Here is an 18895-nt window from a genome sequence, read left to right as displayed (position 1 = left end):
CTTCGGGCGGCTGCCGTTGCGCTCGGTGGTCCGCCCCGGTGCGCGCTCGTACCGGGCGGCGCCGATCACCTGCGCGGCCTCGGTCTCGATCAGCTCTTGCAGGACCATGCGCACGGACTCGCGCACCAGGTCCACGCCCTCGCCGGCGCGAAGTGCCTCCAGCAGGTCGGACACGGCAGACTGGGGAAGGGTCATCGGTGAGATCTCCTCTGGTGAGTACTTGGCGGTACACACCGAGCATCTCGCCGATGACCCCTCTACGTCAGGGAGCCACACCCACTCCCCAAACCCCACCACTCCACGGGACTCTTGAGCCCTTCGGGCGCAAGGCGTGGCGTGCCCCCGTCAGCCTAGTCACGCGAGCACACGCACGCAGCCCGACAGGCGGGCGACCGTCCCCGTCTGTCGACGCGGGACGCAACGTGATCGAGACACTCGAGGACGCTCTATTGGCTGGGCCGGCTTTGCTGAACGCCCAGGGCGAGCCGAGCGGCTTTGGGTCACATGACGACGCACGTTGACCACGAGACGACCCACCGTTTTGAGACCCTGGCATCCGCTGCGGAGCGCACGGGCTTCAGCGTGAAGACGCTGCGACGCCGGATCTCCGACGGTCGACTCCCGGCCTACCGCAGCGGACCTCGATCCCTCCGGGTCAAGCCCGAGGATGTCGACCGGCTGTTCGAGCGCATCCCCATCTACTGACCCGCTGACGCGGGAGTTGAGTCCCCGATAGTGGTGTAGCGCGGTCGCTGAGGTCGTCGTCTCCGGCGTGTACGTCGGACGAGGGCGCGGCCACCGCGTGATCCTTCGAGTGAACCTCTCACAGCTCTCTCGAACGGAAACATCACGATGACCGCTCCCCATATTGTCGACCCTGCCGGCCTGCTCGGTGAAGCCCTGGCCGAGGCGAGCCCGGATCTGATGCGGCACCTGCTGCAGTCGATCATCAATGCCCTGCTGTCCGCGGACGCCGACGCTGTCGTCGGTGCCGAGTACGGCCGGCCGACACCGGGCCGCACGAGTCAGCGCAACGGCTACCGGCACCGCGACCTCGATACCCGGGTCGGAACCATCGACGTCGCGATCCCCAAGCTCCGCCAGGGCACCTACTTCCCCGAGTGGCTCCTGGAGCGCCGCAAGCGTTCGGAGTCCGCGCTGATCACGGTCGTGGCCGACTGCTACCTCGCTGGCGTGTCCACGCGCCGCATGGACAAGCTGGTCAAGACCCTCGGCATCGACGGCCTGTCGAAGTCCCAGGTCTCTCGCATGGCCGCCGACCTGGACGCCATCGTCGAGGACTTCCGCCACCGACCCCTTGGTGATGCCGGCCCGTTCACGTTCGTGACCGCCGACGCGCTGACGATGAAGGTCCGTGAAGGTGGCCGCGTGATCAACGCGGTCGTGCTGCTCGCGACCGGGGTGAACAACGACGGCCACCGCGAGGTCCTCGGGATGCGGGTCGCCACCGCCGAAACGGGGGCCGCGTGGAACGAGTTCTTCGCCGACCTGGCAGCCCGCGGCCTGACCGGGGTCCGGCTGGTCACCTCCGACGCCCACGCCGGGCTGGTCGAGGCGATCGCGGCGAACCTGCCCGGCGCCAGCTGGCAGCGGTGCCGCACCCACTATGCGTTCAACCTGATGGGCGTGACCCCCAAGAGCATGTGGCCAGCGGTCAAGGCCATGCTGCACAGCGTGTACGACCAGCCCGACGCGACCGCGGTCCACGCCCAGTTCGACCGTCTCCTGGACTACGGCCAGGAGAAGCTGCCCGAGGTGTTCGAGCACCTCGACCGTGCTCGTGCCGACCTGCTCTCGTTCACTGCGTTCCCCAAAGAGATCTGGACCCAGATCTGGTCGAACAACCCGACCGAGCGCCTCAACAAGGAGATCCGCCGGCGCACCGAATCCGTGGGGATCTTCCCCAACCGCGATGCCATCGTCCGGCTCGTCGGCGCGGTCCTGGCCGAGCAAACAGCGGTCCTGGCCGAGCAAACAGACGAATGGGCCCAAGGCCGCCGCTACCTCGGACTCGACGTCCTGGCCCGCTCCCGCATCACCATCGTGCCCACCACCGAACCCGAGATCGGAGCTGATGAACTGCCCGCCCTGACTGCCTGATCACCCCACCAAGGAACACGCAGCGCTACACCACTACCCGGGACTTGACCGACGCGGGACCGGGCGCAACCACGTGGACTCGCTGGCGCAAGACAGACTTCTGGGGCACCCTCCCTTCACTTCTCACCACGGTCGTGCCGACCCAACCCTTCTAGCCCGCCCTCGAAATGAGAGCAGGCTGTCCGCGAACCCCTTCGAGGCCGTGCACAGCCTGGCGACAGGGCGACCCGAGCCGGTTCTGCGGGTCTTGGTGGAAAGTCACCGGAGGCGGTCGAGTTGGTTCGGACGGGTGGCGTTGACTCTCGCGACCGTCACGCGCGGCTGATGCCCTGGAGCGCCGCGCCGGGCCCTGACGGGCCCCTGGAGCGGCTAACCGGGGTTGGGCGCGGTCGAGTGAGCGCCCGGGTCTCCCGGACGCACAGAGCGACACAGGTCGCTCCAGTCATGCTTTCGCTCGACCGGGACTAGATGCCCGGGAGCTGAGACGAGTACGCTGGCAACCACGGGAGACCTCCTAGATCTCTCGTCAGGCCCCGCACGGTGACCGCCGTGGCGGGGCCATATCTATGCCAAAAACCGACCCATCCGATGCATCTCGCGATGCAAGCAGGTAGACGAACGGCCTCTGACCTGGCGTTTGCCCAGGTGAGAGGCCGATCGTGGCTGGTGGACGTAAAGGGACTCGAACCCCTGACCTCTCGCGTGTGAAGCGAACGCTCTAACCAACTGAGCTACACGTCCAGGCGCCCGCCGTGGCGGACAACTCCGGCATCTTATCCGGTGTCGGGGCCCAGCACGAAATCGGGTCTCAGGGCAGCAGATCGGCCAGCGGGCGCTCGACCGGGTCGGGCAGCCAGGAGGGCACGCCGGTGATCGCCATGGTCGTCAGGACGACCAGCCCGACGAACGCGGCGGTGGCGAGACCGACGGCCGCGCGCACCCAGACGGCCTGGCGCATGAGCCAGTCGTTCCACCGCCGCAGGTGCCCCATCCCCCACTCGTGCAGGCGCTGGGCCCACGCGAACTCCGTGGCCCACACCAGGACGCCCAGGAAGACGATCAGCCACCCCGGGCCCGGGAACGGCACCAGGATCAGACCGACCACCACGATGACCAGACCGACGGCTCCGACGACGAGCCGATAGACGGCGTGGCTGCGCGGATCCGCCCTCAGTCGACGCCTCCACGCCCAGTCACGCTCCGTCATACCTGCGCCCCTTTTGCACATCGCTGCACGTCGTTGACCCGATTCGTCCGGTCACAACCTGTGTTTTTCGTAAAGCTGGGGTTGTGCCGCCATCCGTGGGTAGTATCGCTGACAAGGTTGGTACCGAGGGTGTCCCTGCGCGTGCCGGCCGGCCCGCAGGTCTAGAAGACGGCCTGTCTTACCCCGATAACGATCGAGGTCTCTCTTTGAGCACGTCTTCTCACCACATCGTCTTCGGCCTCCCCCACGTTCGGCCCGTCGGCGACGGGGAGTCCGAGCGACTCCTGGCCACGGTTCCCGACCTCCCGCCCGAGGAGCGGCAGGCCGTCTACAACAAGGTCATCTCCGACAACCTGTCGCTGGCCAAGCGGCTCGCGAGCCGCTACCGCAACCGCGGGGAGCCCAGCGACGACCTCGAGCAGGTCGCCAACCTCGGCCTGGTCATGGCGGTCCTGCGCTACGACCCCTCGCACGGGGTCAGCCTGATCGACTTCGCGACGCCCACCATCATCGGCGAGCTGCGCAAGCACTTCCGTGACAAGTGCTGGTCGGTGCGTCCTCCGCGCCGCCTGCAGGAGCTGCGTCCGCGCGTCCGCGAGACCCAGCAGGAGCTCGAGCAGAAGCTCGGCCGCGCCCCCACCTCGACCGAGGTGGCCGACGCCCTGGGCCTCACCGCGCAGGAGCTCGCCGACGTCGAGCGCGCCGCCACCGGCTACCAGCCGCTGTCGCTCGAGCACCCGTCCGGCGAGGGCTCGTCCACGACGCTGGGCCACCTGATCCCGGACGACGACGACGACCTCAGCAACCTGATGGACGAGATGACCGTCCACACCCTCCTGGACTGCCTGACCCCGCGTCAGCGCAAGATCATCGAGCTGCGCTACTTCTCCGAGATGACGCAGCAGGAGATCGCCGACGAGATCGGTGTCAGCCAGGTGCAGGTCTCCCGTCTGCTGTCCCAGATCCTGCGCCGCCTGCGCCACGTCCTGGACATCCAGCGGATGCCGGTGCGCCCGGTCGCCTGAGCCACCGACCCTCCCGTATGCCGAAGGCCCGGCCCCTCACGTGGTGAGGGCGCCGGGCCTTCGTGACGCCATGACGTCGCCCTACCTCCCGGGGCTGACCGACGACGCCAGCTGGACCAGCTCCTGGGCGAGGACCTCGGGACGGTCGACGGGGACCAGGGTGTAGCTGTCGTCGACCTCGACGAGGCGGCCCTGGGGGAACAGGGAGGCCAGGCGTGGCCCGTGCTCTCGGGGCATGAGTCGGTCCTCGGTCGCCCACACCACCAGCACCGGGCGGTCGAAGGACGGCAGCCGATCGACCAGCGCCGACAGCTCGGCTGCCCCAGGGGTGGACATCGCGAAGATGCGCAGGTCTCGGCGCACACCGCGGTTCTGCTGCGCCGGACGGAACCACTCGTCCATGACGGCCGTGGGAACCGGTCGTTTGCTCATCCAGCCCCATCCGCCGGGGGCGCGGCGGAACCACCCGAAGCGCTGGAGCTGCATCGCCAGCCACAGCAGCGCGGGCACGCGGGCGCTGTCGGCGATGGCCTTGCCCGGCCGACCTGGGGGAAGTTGTCAAAGTCCTCGCAGGCCACCAGGGCTGCCGCGGCCACGCGCTCGTTGGGCCCGTCGGCCAGCAGGAACTGCGCCCCGCCCCAGTCGTTGAGGACGAGCGTCACGTCCGTGAGGTCCAGCGCCTCCAGCAGCTCCCCCACCAGAGCCGACACACCGCGGTGCGTCACCAGGTCCGCCCGCGCCATCGGACGGCGATGACTGCCCAGAGGCAGTGTCGGCGTGATGCACCGGACGTCCGGGGGCATCCTCGTGACCACGCCGTCCCAGAGGCTGCCCGACATGGTGACCCCGTGCAGGAGCACCAGGACCGGGCCGTCGCCGCCCGTGTCGGCATACTCGACCTGACCGGCCGACAGGCTCGCTGTGGGCATCGTGTCCTCCACGTACTGATCGACTGGCTCCTGCCGGGCACGGTGGATCAGGCGACCTCGCACCCACGTGGCTCCAGCCTGGCGCACCCAGCGCCGATGTCAACCATGGCCGCCCCCTCCTGCCCATCTCGACCCAGGACGCACGAAACCCCCTCGGCCGCATCGCTGCTGGCCAGAGGGGGTCTGATGTGGTGGGCGATACTGGGTTTGAACCAGTGACCTCTTCCGTGTCAAGGAAGCGCGCTACCGCTGCGCCAATCGCCCTAGGGCGAGGGGCGCGATCTCTCGCGCCCCTCGTCGGAGCGGACAACCGGGCTCGAACCGGCGACCTCAACCTTGGCAAGGTTGCGCTCTACCAACTGAGCTATGTCCGCCTGCACCACGCCGTGGTGCGCGTAGAAACGATAGCCGATGGGTGACGTGCGGCCCAAATCGAGGTTACGGGACGTCGGGCAGTCGAACGGTCAGGTCGGAGCCGGCGCTGAGGGTGATCGTGGCCTTGCCGGACAGACCCACCGCCGTGCCGGGCGCTGGGGTTTGCGCGGCCACGACATCCTTGGGGCGCAACGGATCTGGTCCCGCAGCCGTCGGGGCCAGCGTGACGTCGAAGCCCGAGTCCTGCAGCACGCGCACGGCCTGGTCGCGGCCGAGCCCCCGGACGTCGGGCATCACGGCGTGGGTGCCGGCCAGCTCGGCCGGCCCGACGGGCGCGAAGCCCTGGACGGGGAGCCCCTCGTGCATGGACCGCATGGCGTCCTGCCAGATCGGTCCGGCCGCCGTGGAGCCGAAGACGGAGCCGATCCGGCGGCCGTAGAGCCGCACGCTGTTGATGGGGTACTTCTGGCCTCCACGGGGATCCCCGACCCACACCGCGGTCGCGAGCTGGGGCGTGTAGCCGGCGAACCAGACGGACGCGTTGCCGTCCATGGTCCCGGTCTTGCCGGCGACCGGGCGCCCGATCGAGAGGCGCTTGCCGGTGCGGTAGGGATCGGGCCCGTCGACCGTCTCGGCGAGGCCGGCGGTGACGGCGTCGGCGATGCCGGGCCGGATCTCCTGGTGGCACTGCGGGTCGGGTGCCTTGCGCGGCTTGCCGTCCGCGCCGGTGATCGACACGATCCCGACCGGCTTGCAGACCTTGCCGTGCGCGGCGAAGGACGCATAGACCGAGGCCACCTGGATCGGTGAGGCGTCGTGGGTGCCCAGCGTCGTGGAGCCCTCGTCCGCCCCTATCTTGTCCGCGGGCAGCGTCATGCCGAGCCGGTTGGCCATCTGGACGACCTTGGGGACGCCGACCTTCTCCTCCAGCATGACGAACCACGTGTTGGACGAGCGCGCGAGCGCCTGTCCCGCCGTGAGCCGGCCCGCGTCGGCAGCCATCGAGTTGCGGTATCCCCCAGGCGGATAGCTGAGCTTCTCCGGGCGGTAGCGCGCCGGTGCGTCCTGGACGCCGTTGACGGGGAAGCCGCCCTCGAGCGCCGCGGCATACGTGACGGGCTTGAAGGTCGACCCCGGCTGGAAGGCCGTCAGCGCCGGGTAGATCTGGTTGGTGCGGCCCTGCCCGAGCCCGAACGAGCGGTTCTGGGCGAACGCCACGACGTGCCCGGTGCCCGGCTGCACGACCGCGACGCTGGCGGCGAACTGGTTGTCACGCCCGAGCGCCTCGTCGGCGGATCGCTGGGCCTGGTCCGCGAGCTTCGGCTGCAGGGCGGTCCGGATCGTCAGCCCGGAGTTCATGAACCGGCGGCGCTGCGCGGGGGTGGCGCCGAACGTCGTGTCCCGCTCGAGCGAGTCCCTCACCCACTGGCAGTAGAACGGGTAGCGGCTGGCCGTGCAGCCGTTGGCGGCCTCGGACGGCTTGAGCCCCAACGGTGCTCGCTGCGCCTGGGCCGCCTCCTGCGCCGTGATGACCCCCGTGTCGCGCATGCGCGCCAGCACGACGTTGCGCCGCTTCATCGCCTGGTCGGGGTGCACCATCGGGTTGTAGCCGTAGGGGTTCTGGACCAGCCCGGCGAGGAGCGCGGCCTGGGTGAGGGTCAGCCTGGACGCCGGGACGGAGAAGAAGTGCTGCGCGGCGGTGCCGATGCCGTAGGCCCCGTCGCCGTAGTAGGCGATGTTGAGGTAGCCCTGCAGGATGTCGTCCTTGCTCATGGACCGGTTGAGCGCGGCCGCGAGCTTGGCCTCCTGCGCCTTGCGCGTGATCGTCGTCTCGGTGGCCCGCGCCCGGTCCTGCGCCGTCTCGGCGTTGTTGAGCAGGACGTTCTTGACGTACTGCTGCGTCAGGGTCGACCCGCCCTGCCTCCCCCCGTCGCCGGCGTTGTTGACCAGAGCTCGCAGGGTGCCGCGCAGGTCGACACCACCGTGCTCGTAGAAGCGGTCGTCCTCGACCGCCACGACGGCACGACGGGCGATGGGGGCGATCTGCGCCAGCGGCAGCTCGACGCGGTTCTCGGAGTAGAACGTGGCGATGGTGCTGCCGTCCGCCGCGAGGATCGTGGACCGCTGCGGGACCGGCTCGATCGGCAGGGTGCTCGGCAGCGCGTCCCAGTAGTCCGCGACGCTGTTGGCCGCCGCCCCCGTCATCATCACGGCGGGCGCGACGGTGGCAGCGGTGGCGAGGCCGGAGGCCGTCGCGAGACCCACCAGCCAGGCCGTGAGGGTCCGTCGCCGCGGGGCGGGCTGCCGGCCGCCAGGCCGGTCGTCATACGGGATGGTCATCGTCAGGGCCTCGGGGTGGGACGGGGGTCGGGCGGCGGGGACGGTGACGTGGGCGACGCGGGCGGCGGGAGGTCGAGGACCGGGTCACGGGTCGGAGGGCAGCCGGGTGCCGTCGGCGACGGTTGCGCCGGATCGGTCCACGGAGGGGGCGTGACGGTCGCGCAGGCGGTGACCGCCGACGCGTATGCCGTTGCCAGATCCTGGCGGCGCCTGCTCTCCGCGTCGTAGGCGGCGAGGGCCTGCTGGTAACCCTCGAGCGCGAACCGGTAGGCCTCCTGCTGGGCCCGGATCGCGGCCCACGCACTCTCGACCTGCTGCGCCGCGACGGCGTAGTCGGTGTAGGCCTGCGCCTCGCCCTGGTAGCGCTGCCAGGCCTGCTCGTAGGCCTGCACCGCGGCGGGGTAGGCCGCGACGGCCGCCTGCATGGCGGTCACGGCCGCCTGCCGGCGCTGCTCCTGGGTGGCCGCTGCCGCCCGCTCGTCGTAGGTCGGGGCCGTCGTGCCCGTGAAAGCCCAGCCGCAGCCCGGCCCGCGCTCGTCCGGGGCCGGAGCGAGGTAGGACGTCTGGACCGGATAGGGCGTCGGCGGCTGCGGCTCCGTGGGGCTGACCACCGGGTCGGGAGCCCGCTCGGGCCAGTAGGGAGCCTGCGGCGGGGTCGGGGTGACCGCGGCGGGCAGAGGTGTGCCGGCGTGGGGCGAGACCAGGTCGGGCAGGGGCGAACCCTGCCCCGGCAGGTCCACCCCGCGCGCCACCTGCAGCCCCGTGAACGCGGTCCGCGCGATCAGCGGCGAGCGCGCGAAGTCGGCCGTCGTGGAGTCCTGGTCGACGCAGACCGGCGTCAGCAGCTGGGTCAGCCGCCGGTCCAGGTCGGCGGCCGCGTCCTCCGGCAGGGGCACGCCGGTGCCCGACACGGACACCACGACGTCCCCGCGGCGGAACATCACGGACTGCGTGTCCACCGCCCCCTTGGTCTGAGAAGCCCGCAGCGTCTGCACGCCGAGCCCGGAGGCCGCCGTGACTCGCGCCTCCCCCACGCACTGGCGGCGGGCGACGAGCAAGGCGTCGAGCGCCGGTGCACCGGCTCCAGGGCCGTATGCCGTGGCCGTCACCGTCACGCCGGACCCGAACCCACCCGGGCTGGGCGGACGAGCCCAGGTGCGCGAGCGGGACAGCACCGGCGACACGGGGGTGTCGCAGGTGGGCGAGACGGCCGGCGACACCGTGCCCGTCACCGGCGACGAGTCGACCAGACCCGCCGGCATCCCCGCCGGCACCGACTCGAGGAGCGTACGGAGGACGCCAGCCGCCGGAGCCGCCTCGGCCCGGGCCAGCGCGGCCCGCGTGGACGGGGGCGGTGGCGGCGCGGCGGTCGTGCGCTCGGGACGCTGGTTGGTGAACCGCAGCGAGGGATACATGGCGGTCAGCAGGAGCACCGCGCACACGCAGCCGACCAGCACTCCCAGCAGCGCGCGACCGGCATACACCCGGGCCTGTCGCTCCGGGTCCGCCGGGGACGCGCGCAACCACCGAGGCAGCCGGTCCGCACCGGCCGGCCGCGGGTGCTCGGGGCGCTCCGTGGGGTCCAGGGTGTCTCCGTCGCTCAGGTCGTGGTTCCAGGTCCCGTCACCGTACCAACGCGAGCCTGGACCCGGTCGCATCCCGGCCCGCACACGCCAGCAGGCCCCGGACCGAGTGGTCCGGGGCCTGCTGGAAGGTGGTGGGCGATACTGGGTTTGAACCAGTGACCTCTTCCGTGTCAAGGAAGCGCGCTACCGCTGCGCCAATCGCCCGAGGTGGAGACGGGATTTGAACCCGTGTACACGGCTTTGCAGGCCGTTGCCTCGCCTCTCGGCCACTCCACCGTGCCGATGCATCCGTCATGCTAACAAACGCATCACCGGAAGGTCCGAGGACCCCCAGAGCGGACAACCGGGCTCGAACCGGCGACCTCAACCTTGGCAAGGTTGCGCTCTACCAACTGAGCTATGTCCGCGTGCTGTGCCGTGCGGTCGCTGGATCTTGGTGAATCCGAAGCGTGCAACTTCACCCGCCGTGCGTGCTGACCGACACTAACCGATGCCGGCGCGGGACGTCCAATTCCTGAGCACCCCGCGCGTCGGCCACGAGACCGGCGATGACGGGCCCGAACGGCGAGGTCCGCGGGCGTGGCTCGCGGCGCACCTCGAGCTCGGTCCGCACCGCCTCGACCACCCGCGCGCGGGCGCTGGGACGGTCGGGGACGGGCCACAGGTGGCGGACGGCGGCGTTCATGGCGGCTCCGATCAGGACGGCGATGGCGAGGAAGTAGAGCCAGACGAGCAGGACGATGGGTGCGGACAAGGGGCCGTAGACGGACGTCCCACCGATGGACACGCCCAGCCAGGTCCGCACGACATAGGACACGACCACCCAGAGCACCACCGTGAGGGCGGCCCCCGGCAGGTCGCGGCGCCAGGGCGAGCGCCGTGGCGTGGCGACGTGGTAGAGCGAGGTCACCGCCCACAGGACGGCACCGGTCACGAGCGTCCAGTAGACGAGGCCGTCGAACGGCCCGGGCAGGACGCGCGACAGGACCAGGGGCCCCAGGAGGACCAGCGGCAGCACGACCGCACCGACGAGGACAGCGATCGAGTACATCGTGAAGGACAGGGTGCGGGTGCGGACGATGCCGCGAACCCCGCTCTGGCCGTACATGATCGAGATGGTGTCGATGAAGACGTTGAGCGCCCGCGACCCGGACCACAAGGACAGGACGAAGCCCAGCGACACCAGGTCGATCCGGCCTCCCCGCAGCACCTCGTCGATCGTGGGGACGATGACGGCTCCCACGCTCTCGTCGGTCAGGAACCGCTGCGCGTAGGCCGCGAGGCCGGCCACCACCTGGTCGACGGTGCCCTGCCCGACCCACGCTCCGACATACCCCAGTCCCCCGATCAGGCCGAGGACCAGAGGGGGTAGGGAGAGGAGGGCGAAGAAGCCCGCCTCGGAGGCGAGCCCGGTCACGCGGTAGCGCAGGCAGACCCGGACGGTCTCGCGCACGAGGCGCGCGACCGACATGCCACCGGGCACCTGCTGGAGCAGGTGCCGCAGGGCGGTCCGAGGGGTCATGTCGTGGACGCTACGACGGGTCCGGGGCTGGGACGGGTGGGACACGAGGGGCGCGTGGGGCCTGTTGTCGAGACGTGATGTCATCTCGCCGCAAGGGTCAATCCCCCGGGGGGTCTCCCGGACCGCGTAAAGTGGCGGGTTGATCGATCTCCATCCCCACTCCCACGAGGACGACCCCTTCATGGAAATCTGGCCCGGCAAGCCGTATCCCCTCGGCGCCACGTTCGACGGCAGCGGCGTGAACTTCGCTGTCTTCTCCGAGGTCGCCGAGCACGTCGAGCTCTGCCTCATCGACGACGAGGGCGCCGAGCAGCGCGTCTCGCTCACCGAGGTCGACGGTTACGTCTGGCACTGCTACATCCCGCAGATGCAGCCCGGGCAGCGCTACGGCTACCGCGTGCACGGCCCGTTCGACCCCGCCAAGGGCAACCGGTCCAACCCGGCCAAGCTGCTGCTCGACCCCTACGCCAAGGCGATCGACGGCCAGATCAGCAACGACGAGGCGCTGTTCTCCTACAAGTTCGACGACCCGTCGGCGTTCAACGACACCGACTCGCTCGGGCACACCATGCTGTCCGTCGTCATCAACCCCTACTTCGACTGGGGCCACGACCGTCCCCCGCGCCGGGAGTACCACGAGACGATCATCTACGAGGCCCACGTCAAGGGCCTGACGATGACCCACCCCGAGGTGCCCGAGGACATCCGAGGGACGTATGCCGCGATCGCGCACCCCGCCGTCATCGCGCACCTCAAGCAGCTGGGCATCACCGCGATCGAGCTGCTGCCGGTGCACCAGTTCATCCAGGACACGTCGCTGCAGGAGAAGGGGCTGCGCAACTACTGGGGCTACAACACCATCGGCTTCCTGGCCCCGCACAACGACTACTCCGCGTCGGGCACCCGCGGCCAGCAGGTCACGGAGTTCAAGTCGATGGTCAAGGCGCTGCACGAGGCGGACATCGAGGTCATCCTCGACGTGGTCTACAACCACACCGCCGAGGGCAACCACATGGGCCCCACGCTCGCCTTCCGCGGCCTGGACAACAACGCCTACTACCGCCTGGTCGGCGACGACCTCGCGAGCTACTACGACACGACCGGCACGGGCAACTCCCTGCTGATGCGCAACCCGCACGTGCTGCAGCTCATCATGGACTCGCTGCGCTACTGGGTCACCGAGATGCACGTCGACGGCTTCCGGTTCGACCTGGCGGCGACCCTGGCCCGCCAGTTCCACGAGGTCGACAAGCTGTCCGCGTTCTTCGACCTGATCCAGCAGGACCCGGTGGTGAGCCAGGTCAAGCTGATCGCCGAGCCGTGGGACGTGGGTGACGGCGGCTACCACGTCGGCAACTTCCCTCCCCTGTGGACCGAGTGGAACGGCAAGTACCGCGACACCGTCCGCGACTTCTGGCGCGGCGAGCCGGCCACGATCGGCGAGTTCGCCTCGCGCATCACGGGATCCAGCGACCTCTACGCCCACTCCGCGCGCAAGCCGATCGCGTCGATCAACTTCGTCATCGCCCACGACGGCTTCACGCTGCGCGACCTCGTGTCCTACAACGAGAAGCACAACGACGCCAACGGCGAGGGCAACAACGACGGCGAGAGCCACAACCGGTCCTGGAACTGCGGCGTCGAGGGTCCGACGGACGACCCCGAGGTCAACGCCCTGCGCGCCCAGCAGCAGCGCAACTTCCTCACCACGCTGCTCGTCAGCCAGGGCGTGCCGATGCTCGCGCACGGCGACGAGCTCGGTCGCAGCCAGGGCGGCAACAACAACGGCTACTGCCAGGACAACGAGATCTCCTGGATCGACTGGGACCTCGACGCGGACGACCTGGCGCTGCAGCAGTTCACGGCCCGGCTGACCGCCCTGCGCTCGTCCCACCCCGTGTTCCGTCGCCGCCGGTTCTTCGCCGGCGACGCCGCCCACGGCGGCATGTCCGACCTGGGTGACATCGCCTGGTTCACGGCCCACGGCACCCAGATGTCCGACCAGGACTGGGAGTCGGGCTACGCCAAGACGCTGAGCGTGTTCCTCAACGGACACGCCATCTCGGCCCCCGACCAGCGTGGCCGGATGGTCGTCGACGACGACTTCCTGCTGCTGTTCAACGCCCACCACGACGGCATCGACTTCACGATGCCGCCCGAGGACTACGGCACCGAGTGGACCGTCGTGCTCGACACCGCCGACCCGGAGCTGACCGAGCCCCGCGTCTGGGCGGCCCGCAGCGTCAACCGCGTCCCGGCCCGCTCGGTCGTGGTCCTGCGCTCGGACCAGCCGGCCGAGCAGGCCTCCCCCGGCCTGGCCTCGCCGCTCACGGCAAAGACCGGCGTCGGCATCGTCGGCCAGGTCGCGACCGATCCTGCCGCCCGCCCGGCTCCGACCGAGCCCGCCACCTCGAAGGCGGAGCCGCAGGCGCAGGAGCAGGCGGACGGCGCCACGGGTGACGACACGGACGGCTCGGGGGCCGACTCGTCCACGGGCACCAAGAAGGCCGGCAAGAAGAAGGCCTGACGCAGCTCGCACGAGAGAGCCCGCCTCGTCCTGGACGAGGCGGGCTCCTTCGTATGCCGAAGCGCCCGGCACCTGGCGTGGGCGCCGGGCGCGGCGCGCATCAGGTCTGGGCGAGGCGCTCCTGCTCGGTCGCGACGTCGAAGGTCGCCGCCGGCCACTCGAGGTCGAGACCCCGCAGGTGCTCGAGCAGGATCTGCTGGACCGCGAGGCGGGCGTACCACTTGCGGTCCGCCGGAACCACGTGCCAGGGAGCGCCCTTGGTGCTCGTCTTGGCCAGCACCGCCTGGTAGGCCTCCATGTAGTCGTCCCAGCGCGCGCGCTCGGCGATGTCGCCGGGGTTGTACTTGTAGTACTTGTCCGGCCGGTCGAGCCGCTCCCCCAGCCGCGCCTTCTGCTCGTCGGAGGAGATGTGCAGCATCACCTTGACGACGGTGATGCCGCGCGCCAGGGCGGCCCGCTCGAACGCGTTGATCTGGGCATAGCGCCGCATCCACTCCGAGCGCGGAATGAGCTCGTTGACCCGCACGACCAGCACGTCCTCGTACTGCGAGCGGTCGAACACCCCGAGCTGACCCGGGTCGGGCAGGGCCCGGTCGATGCGCCACAGGAAGTCGTGGGCGCGCTCCTCGGGCGTGGGCGCCTTGAACGCGGTGTACTTGACGCCGCCGGGGTCGGTGGCGCCCACCACGTGGCGCATGATGCCGCCCTTGCCGGAGGTGTCCATGCCCTGCACGAGCAGCAGGACCGACGGCCCGTCGCCGTCCTTGCCGTTGGCCCAGAGGCGCTCCTGCAGGTCGGACAGCTCGGTCTGACCCTCGACGAGGTCCATCGCAGCCGACTTCTTGTCGCCCTCGTAGCCCGGGGTCGCCCGGGTGTCGACGTCGGCCAGCACGAGTCCCCGCTCGGCGCGCAGGGTCTCGCTGAAGGTGAAGTCAGGGTCACCGAAGGCGAGCGACCCGGTGGTCGCCGCCGAGGAGGCACCGTCCAGCGCGGCCTCGCGCTTCGCGCCCTTGTCCTTCTTGTCCCTCGTACCCTTGGCCTTCTTGCCCTTGTCGTCGTCCTTGGACTTCTTCGACGCCTTGTCGTCCTTGGCCTTGTCGTCCTTGGCCTTGCCGTCCTTGGCCTTCTTGCCCTTGTCGTTCTTGGACTTCTTCGCCGTGTCCCTGGCGATCTCCTGCTCGGCCGTGCCCTGGTCCTTGTCCTTGCCCGTGCCCTTGGACGCCGTGCCGGGCTTGGCGTCGTCCGACGCTGCGTCCCCCGCGTCCGAGGTGGCGGCGGCGGTGCCGGTGCCCCGGACGAGGGTCTCGACGGCCTCGTCGGCCCGATCGGCGGCCTTCTTGCTCTTGGAGGTCTTTGCCATGCGGCCTATGGTTGCACCCTTTGCGCAGGTGGGGCGGCATCCTGGGTCACGAAGGCCTCGACGAGTCGCTCCCACCGCTGCTGGTCGACGTTCCACTCCTTGCAGTGCCGGGCGACCTGCCAGGTCTCGAGCTGGACGAGGTCGGGCCGCGCCGCCGCGAGGTCGATCGAGCGCTGGGCGGGCACGAACTCGTCGTCGAGCGAGTGGATCAGCAGGATCGGGTGCCGCAGCTCGTCGGCCCGCCGCACGAAGTCGGTCGCCGCCAGGTCGATCACCGACTCGATCCCCACGAGATGGCGGCCGGGCGGCACGCCGAGCAGCCGCATGCTGAGCGTGGTGAGCTGGCCGGGGACCCGCATCGCGCGCGCGTGGTGGTGCAGGACGTCCGGCCAGTCGACCACGGGCCCGTCCAGGACGACCTGCGAGATGCGGTCCCCGTGGGTGGAGTTGATGAGGGTCTGCAGCACGATCGCCCCGCCCATCGACCACCCCACGAGCACGACGTCGCGGGCGCCGTGCTCCAGGGCGTAGGCGACGGCGGCGTCCACGTCGCGCCACTCGGACAGCCCGAGGCCGTAGAGCCCGTCGTTGGAGGCGGGCGCCACCTGGTCGTTGCGGTAGGACGGGGTCAGGCAGGTAAGACCGGCGCGGTGCAGCGCGGCGACCCCGCGCACGGTCTCCTCGCGCCCCGCCCCACGGCCGTGCACCAGGACGGCCCACCGGGTGCAGTCGACGCGGCCGTCGGGCGGGGGCACCAACCAGGACGGCAGCGGACCGATCTCGCTGGGGACGTCCACGTCGAGGGTTGGCAGACCGAGCGCCTGCTCCGGCCCGAGCGCGTAGTAGTAGGAGTGGAACCGGGCCGGTCCGGTGCGCAGGCGCCCGAGGTCGACGCCGTGCAGCCGCCGGGTGATCGTGCCCTGCCCGGGGTGGTCGGCCAGGATCCGGCCGAACCTCACGTGCGACTGCCCGCCGTCGAGGAACAGGCCGTACTTGCCGGGCATCACCGTCTCGGCCGTGCGGCTCAGCGTGACGCTGCGGTCGTCGAAGGCCACCACCTCGGTGTCGTCGGGCCGTCGGCGCTCCGGCGTCACGACCTTCTTGGCGAGGTAGACCGCGGCGCTCAGCCACCCCGTCGCGGCTCCGGCCGCCACGACGCCGCCCGCCACGGCTGCCGCGACCGCCCGAGGGTGCGCGCGCAGCACCCCGGCGGGCCCCCCGGCCCTGTCGCGCGTGCTCACCCGTCCATCGTGACATCCGCGGGCGTGCGGGTGGGGCAGGTGGCGCGAGCGTGGCGCGGCATACGGCCCTCGGGCGAGGGACACAATGGGCCGTATGACGCTGCCGATCGCCACCCCGGTCTCCCCCATGCTGGCCAAGGCCGTCCCGACGGTCCCGGCCGCGGACTCCGTCCCGGGCGGGCTGTCCTACGAGCCCAAGTGGGACGGCTTCCGCTGCATCGTGATCCGCGACGGCGACGAGATCGAGCTGGCGAGCCGGGGGTCCAAGCCGCTGACGCGGTACTTCCCCGAGGTCGTCGAGCGCGTGCGCGAGCACCTCCCGGTGCGCTGCGTGGTCGACGCCGAGATCGTGGTGCGCGCGGGCGAGGCCGGCGCCGAGCATCTCGACTGGGACCTGCTCTCGCAGCGGATCCACCCGGCCGTCTCCCGCGTCACCAAGCTGTCGCAGGAGACGCCCGCCGAGCTGATCTGCTTCGACCTGCTGGCCGCCGACGACGAGGACCTCATGGGGCGGCCCTTCCGCGAGCGCCGCGCGGCCCTGGAGTCGCTGCTGGAGGACGTCTCACCCGCGTCCGGCATCCACCTGACCCGGGTCACGGACGACCCCGGGCTGGCGCGGACGTGGTTCGAGGACTTCGAGGGGGCGGGGCTGGACGGGGTGGTCGCCAAGCCGCTGGAGGGGACCTACGAGCAGGGGAAGCGCACCATGCTCAAGATCAAGCACAAGCGGACGGCCGAGGCGGTCGTCGTGGGCTACCGGGTGCACAAGAGCGGTCAGGGCGTCGGGTCGCTGCTGCTCGGGCTCGTGGACGAGGGCGGCCGGATCGTCAACGTCGGTGGCATCGCGGCGTTCACGGCCGCGCGACGCCTCGAGCTGGTCGACGAGCTCGAGCCGTACGTCCTGCGCGAGGAGGACGGCTCCGTGGTCGCCGCCGAGACGGACCGGTCGCGGTTCAGCTCGTCCAAGGACGTGTCCTACGTGCCGCTGCGACCGGAGCGCGTCGTGGAGGTGGCCTTCGACCAGCTCGAGAAGTCGCGCTTCCGGCACGCCGTGACCTTCCTGCGCTGGCGCCCCGACCGCGAGCCGATGTCGTGCACGTTGGCGCAGGTCAGCCGGGCGCCGAGCTATGACCTGGGGCGCGTCCTGGTCGAGTGACGCACGACAGCCAGTCAAGTTCTCGCGACCGAACGTCACCGGGTCACTCTGCATCCAGGTGAACCCCGTCCGCGTTCCCCGATAGTGGCCCCGACCTGCGGATATGCCGTGTGACAGTGACGTCATGACCTCGCCTGCCGCCACCTGGGCCAGCCGTGACCTCCCGGTGCTCCGCGCCGTGGAGCAGCTGGACCTGCTCGGCGGCCCCACCCACGAGATCTCCGCGGTCGTGGCTCGCACGGGTCTGCGTGGCGACGAGGTGCTCGCGGCGCTCGAGGCGCTCCAGACCCTGCGCGCCGTCCGGGTGGAGGTCCTCGACGGTCAGCGGACCCGCATCGGCCACGTCACCGCCATCGGCGCCGCGATGCTCGCGATGCAGGCCGACAACGACCTCGCCTGCTGACCCCTGCTGACCCCGTCCGCGTCCCGCGGCTGCTGCTCAGGCGTCGTCGACCTTGCGGGCCCGGGACGGCTGCACGCGGGGCGGCTCCCCCGGCATCTTGGGGTAGTCGGGCGGGAAGTTGAGCTCCCCCAGCCCGTGCTCCTCGACGTCGCGCTGCCACCACTGCAAGGCGGTGTCCACGCGTGCCCGGGCGTCGTCGAAGCCCGCCCACGCGTCGTCCTCGGAGGCCACGATCTCGGGCGTCGTCCGCACGGTGTAGTCGCCGGGGGCGATCTCGCCGAGGACGTCCCAGGCGATCGGCATACTGACGGGCGCACCCGCCAGGGGGCGCGGGCTGTAGGCGCCGGCCAGGGTGCGGTCGCGACAGGCCTGGTTGAAGTCGGCGAAGATCCGCTCGCCCCGCAGCTCCTTCCACCAGGCCGTGGTGACGAGGTCGGGGACCCGTCGCTCGAGCTCGCGGGCGATCGCGATGACCGCGTGCCGCACCTCGAGGAACTCGTGCGTCGGCTCGATCGGTGCGAACACGTGCAGCCCGCGGTTGCCGCTCGTCTTGACGAAGGGCGTCAGGCCCGCCTCGACCATCACCTCACGCAGCACGGTCGCCGCCTCGACGGCCTGAGCGAAGCCGGTGCCGGGCTGCGGGTCGAGGTCGATGCGCAGCTCGTCCGGGTCGTCGGTGTCCGCCGTGGTCACAGGCCAGGGGTGAAAGGTCACGGTGTTCATCTGCACGGCCCACACCGCGGTCGCGACCTCGTCGACGACGAGCTGCGGGTGCTGGCGGCCGGAGGGATAGGTGCACATGACGGTGCGGGCGAAGTCGGGGACGCCGCGGGGAGGGTTCTTGGAGTAGAACTCCTCGCCGGTGACGCCCTCGGGGAAGCGCTGCAGCGTCACCGGACGGTCCGCCAGCCTGGCCACCAGCCGGTCCCCCACGGCCACGACGTAGCGGGCCAGGTCCTCCTTGGTGATCCCATCGTCCGGCCACATCACCCGGTCCGGGCTCGAGACCCGCACCTGCCGCGTCTCGCCGTCCGGCCCCGGGACCTCGATCGAGATGGCCTTGCTCGCCACGACGTGCTCCTGTCGGCCCGGTTGAGCGGAAT

16 protein-coding genes and 6 tRNA genes are annotated in these 18895 nt (G+C 70.7%); 6 read left to right on the top strand and 16 right to left on the bottom strand.

Annotation, left to right across the window (positions count from 1 at the left end):
• Positions 1–195, bottom strand: a 195-nt coding sequence (locus K313_RS0104025) for a transposase (RefSeq protein ID WP_205621805.1), incomplete at its 3' end; no start/stop codon positions are given.
• A gap of 309 nt (positions 196–504) precedes the next feature.
• On the opposite strand from K313_RS0104025, the gene K313_RS0104020 reads away from it, so the two are divergent.
• A complete protein-coding gene (locus tag K313_RS0104020) occupies positions 505–705 on the top strand; it encodes a helix-turn-helix transcriptional regulator (protein ID WP_029210533.1) in 201 nt (66 codons plus the stop codon).
• Positions 706–852: 147 nt separating this feature from the next.
• Positions 853–2121, top strand: coding sequence for an IS256 family transposase (locus K313_RS0104015; protein ID WP_029210532.1), 1269 nt, complete (start codon positions 853–855; stop codon positions 2119–2121).
• A 664-nt stretch (positions 2122–2785) separates the two neighbouring features.
• Here K313_RS0104015 and K313_RS0104010 read toward each other — a convergent pair.
• A tRNA-Val gene (locus K313_RS0104010) sits at positions 2786–2862 on the bottom strand.
• A 67-nt stretch (positions 2863–2929) separates the two neighbouring features.
• Positions 2930–3328 carry a TIGR02611 family protein gene (locus tag K313_RS0104005; protein WP_029210531.1) on the bottom strand — a complete coding sequence of 133 codons (399 nt, stop codon included), beginning with the start codon at positions 3326–3328 and terminating at the stop codon, positions 2930–2932.
• A 206-nt stretch (positions 3329–3534) separates the two neighbouring features.
• On the opposite strand from K313_RS0104005, the gene K313_RS0104000 reads away from it, so the two are divergent.
• On the top strand, positions 3535–4353 hold the full coding sequence (locus K313_RS0104000; protein WP_029210530.1) for a SigB/SigF/SigG family RNA polymerase sigma factor: 819 nt from the start codon (positions 3535–3537) through the stop codon (positions 4351–4353).
• Between the two features lie 81 nt (positions 4354–4434).
• Here the strand turns inward: K313_RS0104000 and K313_RS24125 are convergent, their stop codons facing one another.
• From K313_RS24125 to K313_RS0103955, 10 genes are all read right to left on the bottom strand, one after another.
• Positions 4435–4785, bottom strand: coding sequence for an alpha/beta fold hydrolase (locus tag K313_RS24125; protein ID WP_205621804.1), 351 nt, complete (start codon positions 4783–4785; stop codon positions 4435–4437).
• Complete coding sequence (locus K313_RS24120) at positions 4782–5282, bottom strand: alpha/beta fold hydrolase (RefSeq protein WP_205621803.1); 501 nt, start codon at positions 5280–5282, stop codon at positions 4782–4784. Before K313_RS24120 ends, K313_RS24125 begins: the two co-directional genes overlap by 4 nt.
• A 189-nt stretch (positions 5283–5471) precedes the next feature.
• Positions 5472–5546, bottom strand: a tRNA-Val gene (locus tag K313_RS0103990).
• A gap of 37 nt (positions 5547–5583) precedes the next feature.
• Positions 5584–5656 (bottom strand) — tRNA-Gly (locus K313_RS0103985).
• Between the two features lie 64 nt (positions 5657–5720).
• Positions 5721–7997 (bottom strand): transglycosylase domain-containing protein, encoded by a 2277-nt coding sequence (locus K313_RS0103980; RefSeq protein ID WP_029210529.1) that lies wholly within the window; start codon positions 7995–7997, stop codon positions 5721–5723.
• Positions 7998–7999: 2 nt separating this feature from the next.
• Positions 8000–9655, bottom strand: coding sequence for a hypothetical protein (locus tag K313_RS0103975; RefSeq protein ID WP_029210528.1), 1656 nt, complete (start codon positions 9653–9655; stop codon positions 8000–8002).
• A gap of 57 nt (positions 9656–9712) precedes the next feature.
• Positions 9713–9787: transfer RNA gene (locus tag K313_RS0103970), tRNA-Val, on the bottom strand.
• A gap of 1 nt (position 9788) precedes the next feature.
• A tRNA-Cys gene (locus K313_RS0103965) sits at positions 9789–9859 on the bottom strand.
• A 58-nt stretch (positions 9860–9917) separates the two neighbouring features.
• Positions 9918–9990: transfer RNA gene (locus K313_RS0103960), tRNA-Gly, on the bottom strand.
• A 50-nt stretch (positions 9991–10040) separates the two neighbouring features.
• Positions 10041–11105: a YihY/virulence factor BrkB family protein gene (locus K313_RS0103955; protein ID WP_029210527.1), complete on the bottom strand. Its 1065-nt coding sequence runs from the start codon at positions 11103–11105 to the stop codon at positions 10041–10043.
• A gap of 181 nt (positions 11106–11286) precedes the next feature.
• On the opposite strand from K313_RS0103955, the gene glgX reads away from it, so the two are divergent.
• Positions 11287–13632 (top strand): glycogen debranching protein GlgX, encoded by a 2346-nt coding sequence (gene glgX / locus K313_RS0103950; protein WP_029210526.1) that lies wholly within the window; start codon positions 11287–11289, stop codon positions 13630–13632.
• Positions 13633–13732: 100 nt separating this feature from the next.
• Here the strand turns inward: glgX and K313_RS19950 are convergent, their stop codons facing one another.
• Together K313_RS19950 and K313_RS0103940 are read right to left on the bottom strand one after the other, a co-directional pair.
• On the bottom strand, positions 13733–14992 hold the full coding sequence (locus tag K313_RS19950; RefSeq protein ID WP_029210525.1) for a PPK2 family polyphosphate kinase: 1260 nt from the start codon (positions 14990–14992) through the stop codon (positions 13733–13735).
• 5 nt (positions 14993–14997) lie between these two features.
• Positions 14998–16233 carry an alpha/beta hydrolase family protein gene (locus K313_RS0103940; RefSeq protein WP_240483927.1) on the bottom strand — a complete coding sequence of 412 codons (1236 nt, stop codon included), beginning with the start codon at positions 16231–16233 and terminating at the stop codon, positions 14998–15000.
• A 94-nt stretch (positions 16234–16327) separates the two neighbouring features.
• Between K313_RS0103940 and K313_RS0103935 the strand changes: the two genes are divergently transcribed.
• Together K313_RS0103935 and K313_RS0103930 are read left to right on the top strand one after the other, a co-directional pair.
• Positions 16328–17389, top strand: a complete 1062-nt coding sequence (locus K313_RS0103935; RefSeq protein WP_029210523.1) for an ATP-dependent DNA ligase — start codon at positions 16328–16330, stop codon at positions 17387–17389.
• Positions 17390–17513: 124 nt separating this feature from the next.
• Positions 17514–17792 carry a hypothetical protein gene (locus K313_RS0103930; protein ID WP_029210522.1) on the top strand — a complete coding sequence of 93 codons (279 nt, stop codon included), beginning with the start codon at positions 17514–17516 and terminating at the stop codon, positions 17790–17792.
• 36 nt (positions 17793–17828) lie between these two features.
• Here K313_RS0103930 and ligD read toward each other — a convergent pair whose 3' ends face one another.
• Positions 17829–18863, bottom strand: coding sequence for a non-homologous end-joining DNA ligase (gene ligD / locus K313_RS0103925; RefSeq protein WP_029210521.1), 1035 nt, complete (start codon positions 18861–18863; stop codon positions 17829–17831).
• Positions 18864–18895: the final 32 nt, after the last annotated feature.

The sequence above is a fragment of the Arsenicicoccus bolidensis DSM 15745 genome, from assembly GCF_000426385.1.
In the GTDB taxonomy this organism is placed as follows: domain Bacteria; phylum Actinomycetota; class Actinomycetes; order Actinomycetales; family Dermatophilaceae; genus Arsenicicoccus; species Arsenicicoccus bolidensis.
The sequence above is the reverse complement of the archived record's forward strand: the minus strand, read 5'-3'. Positions and strand labels throughout refer to the sequence as shown.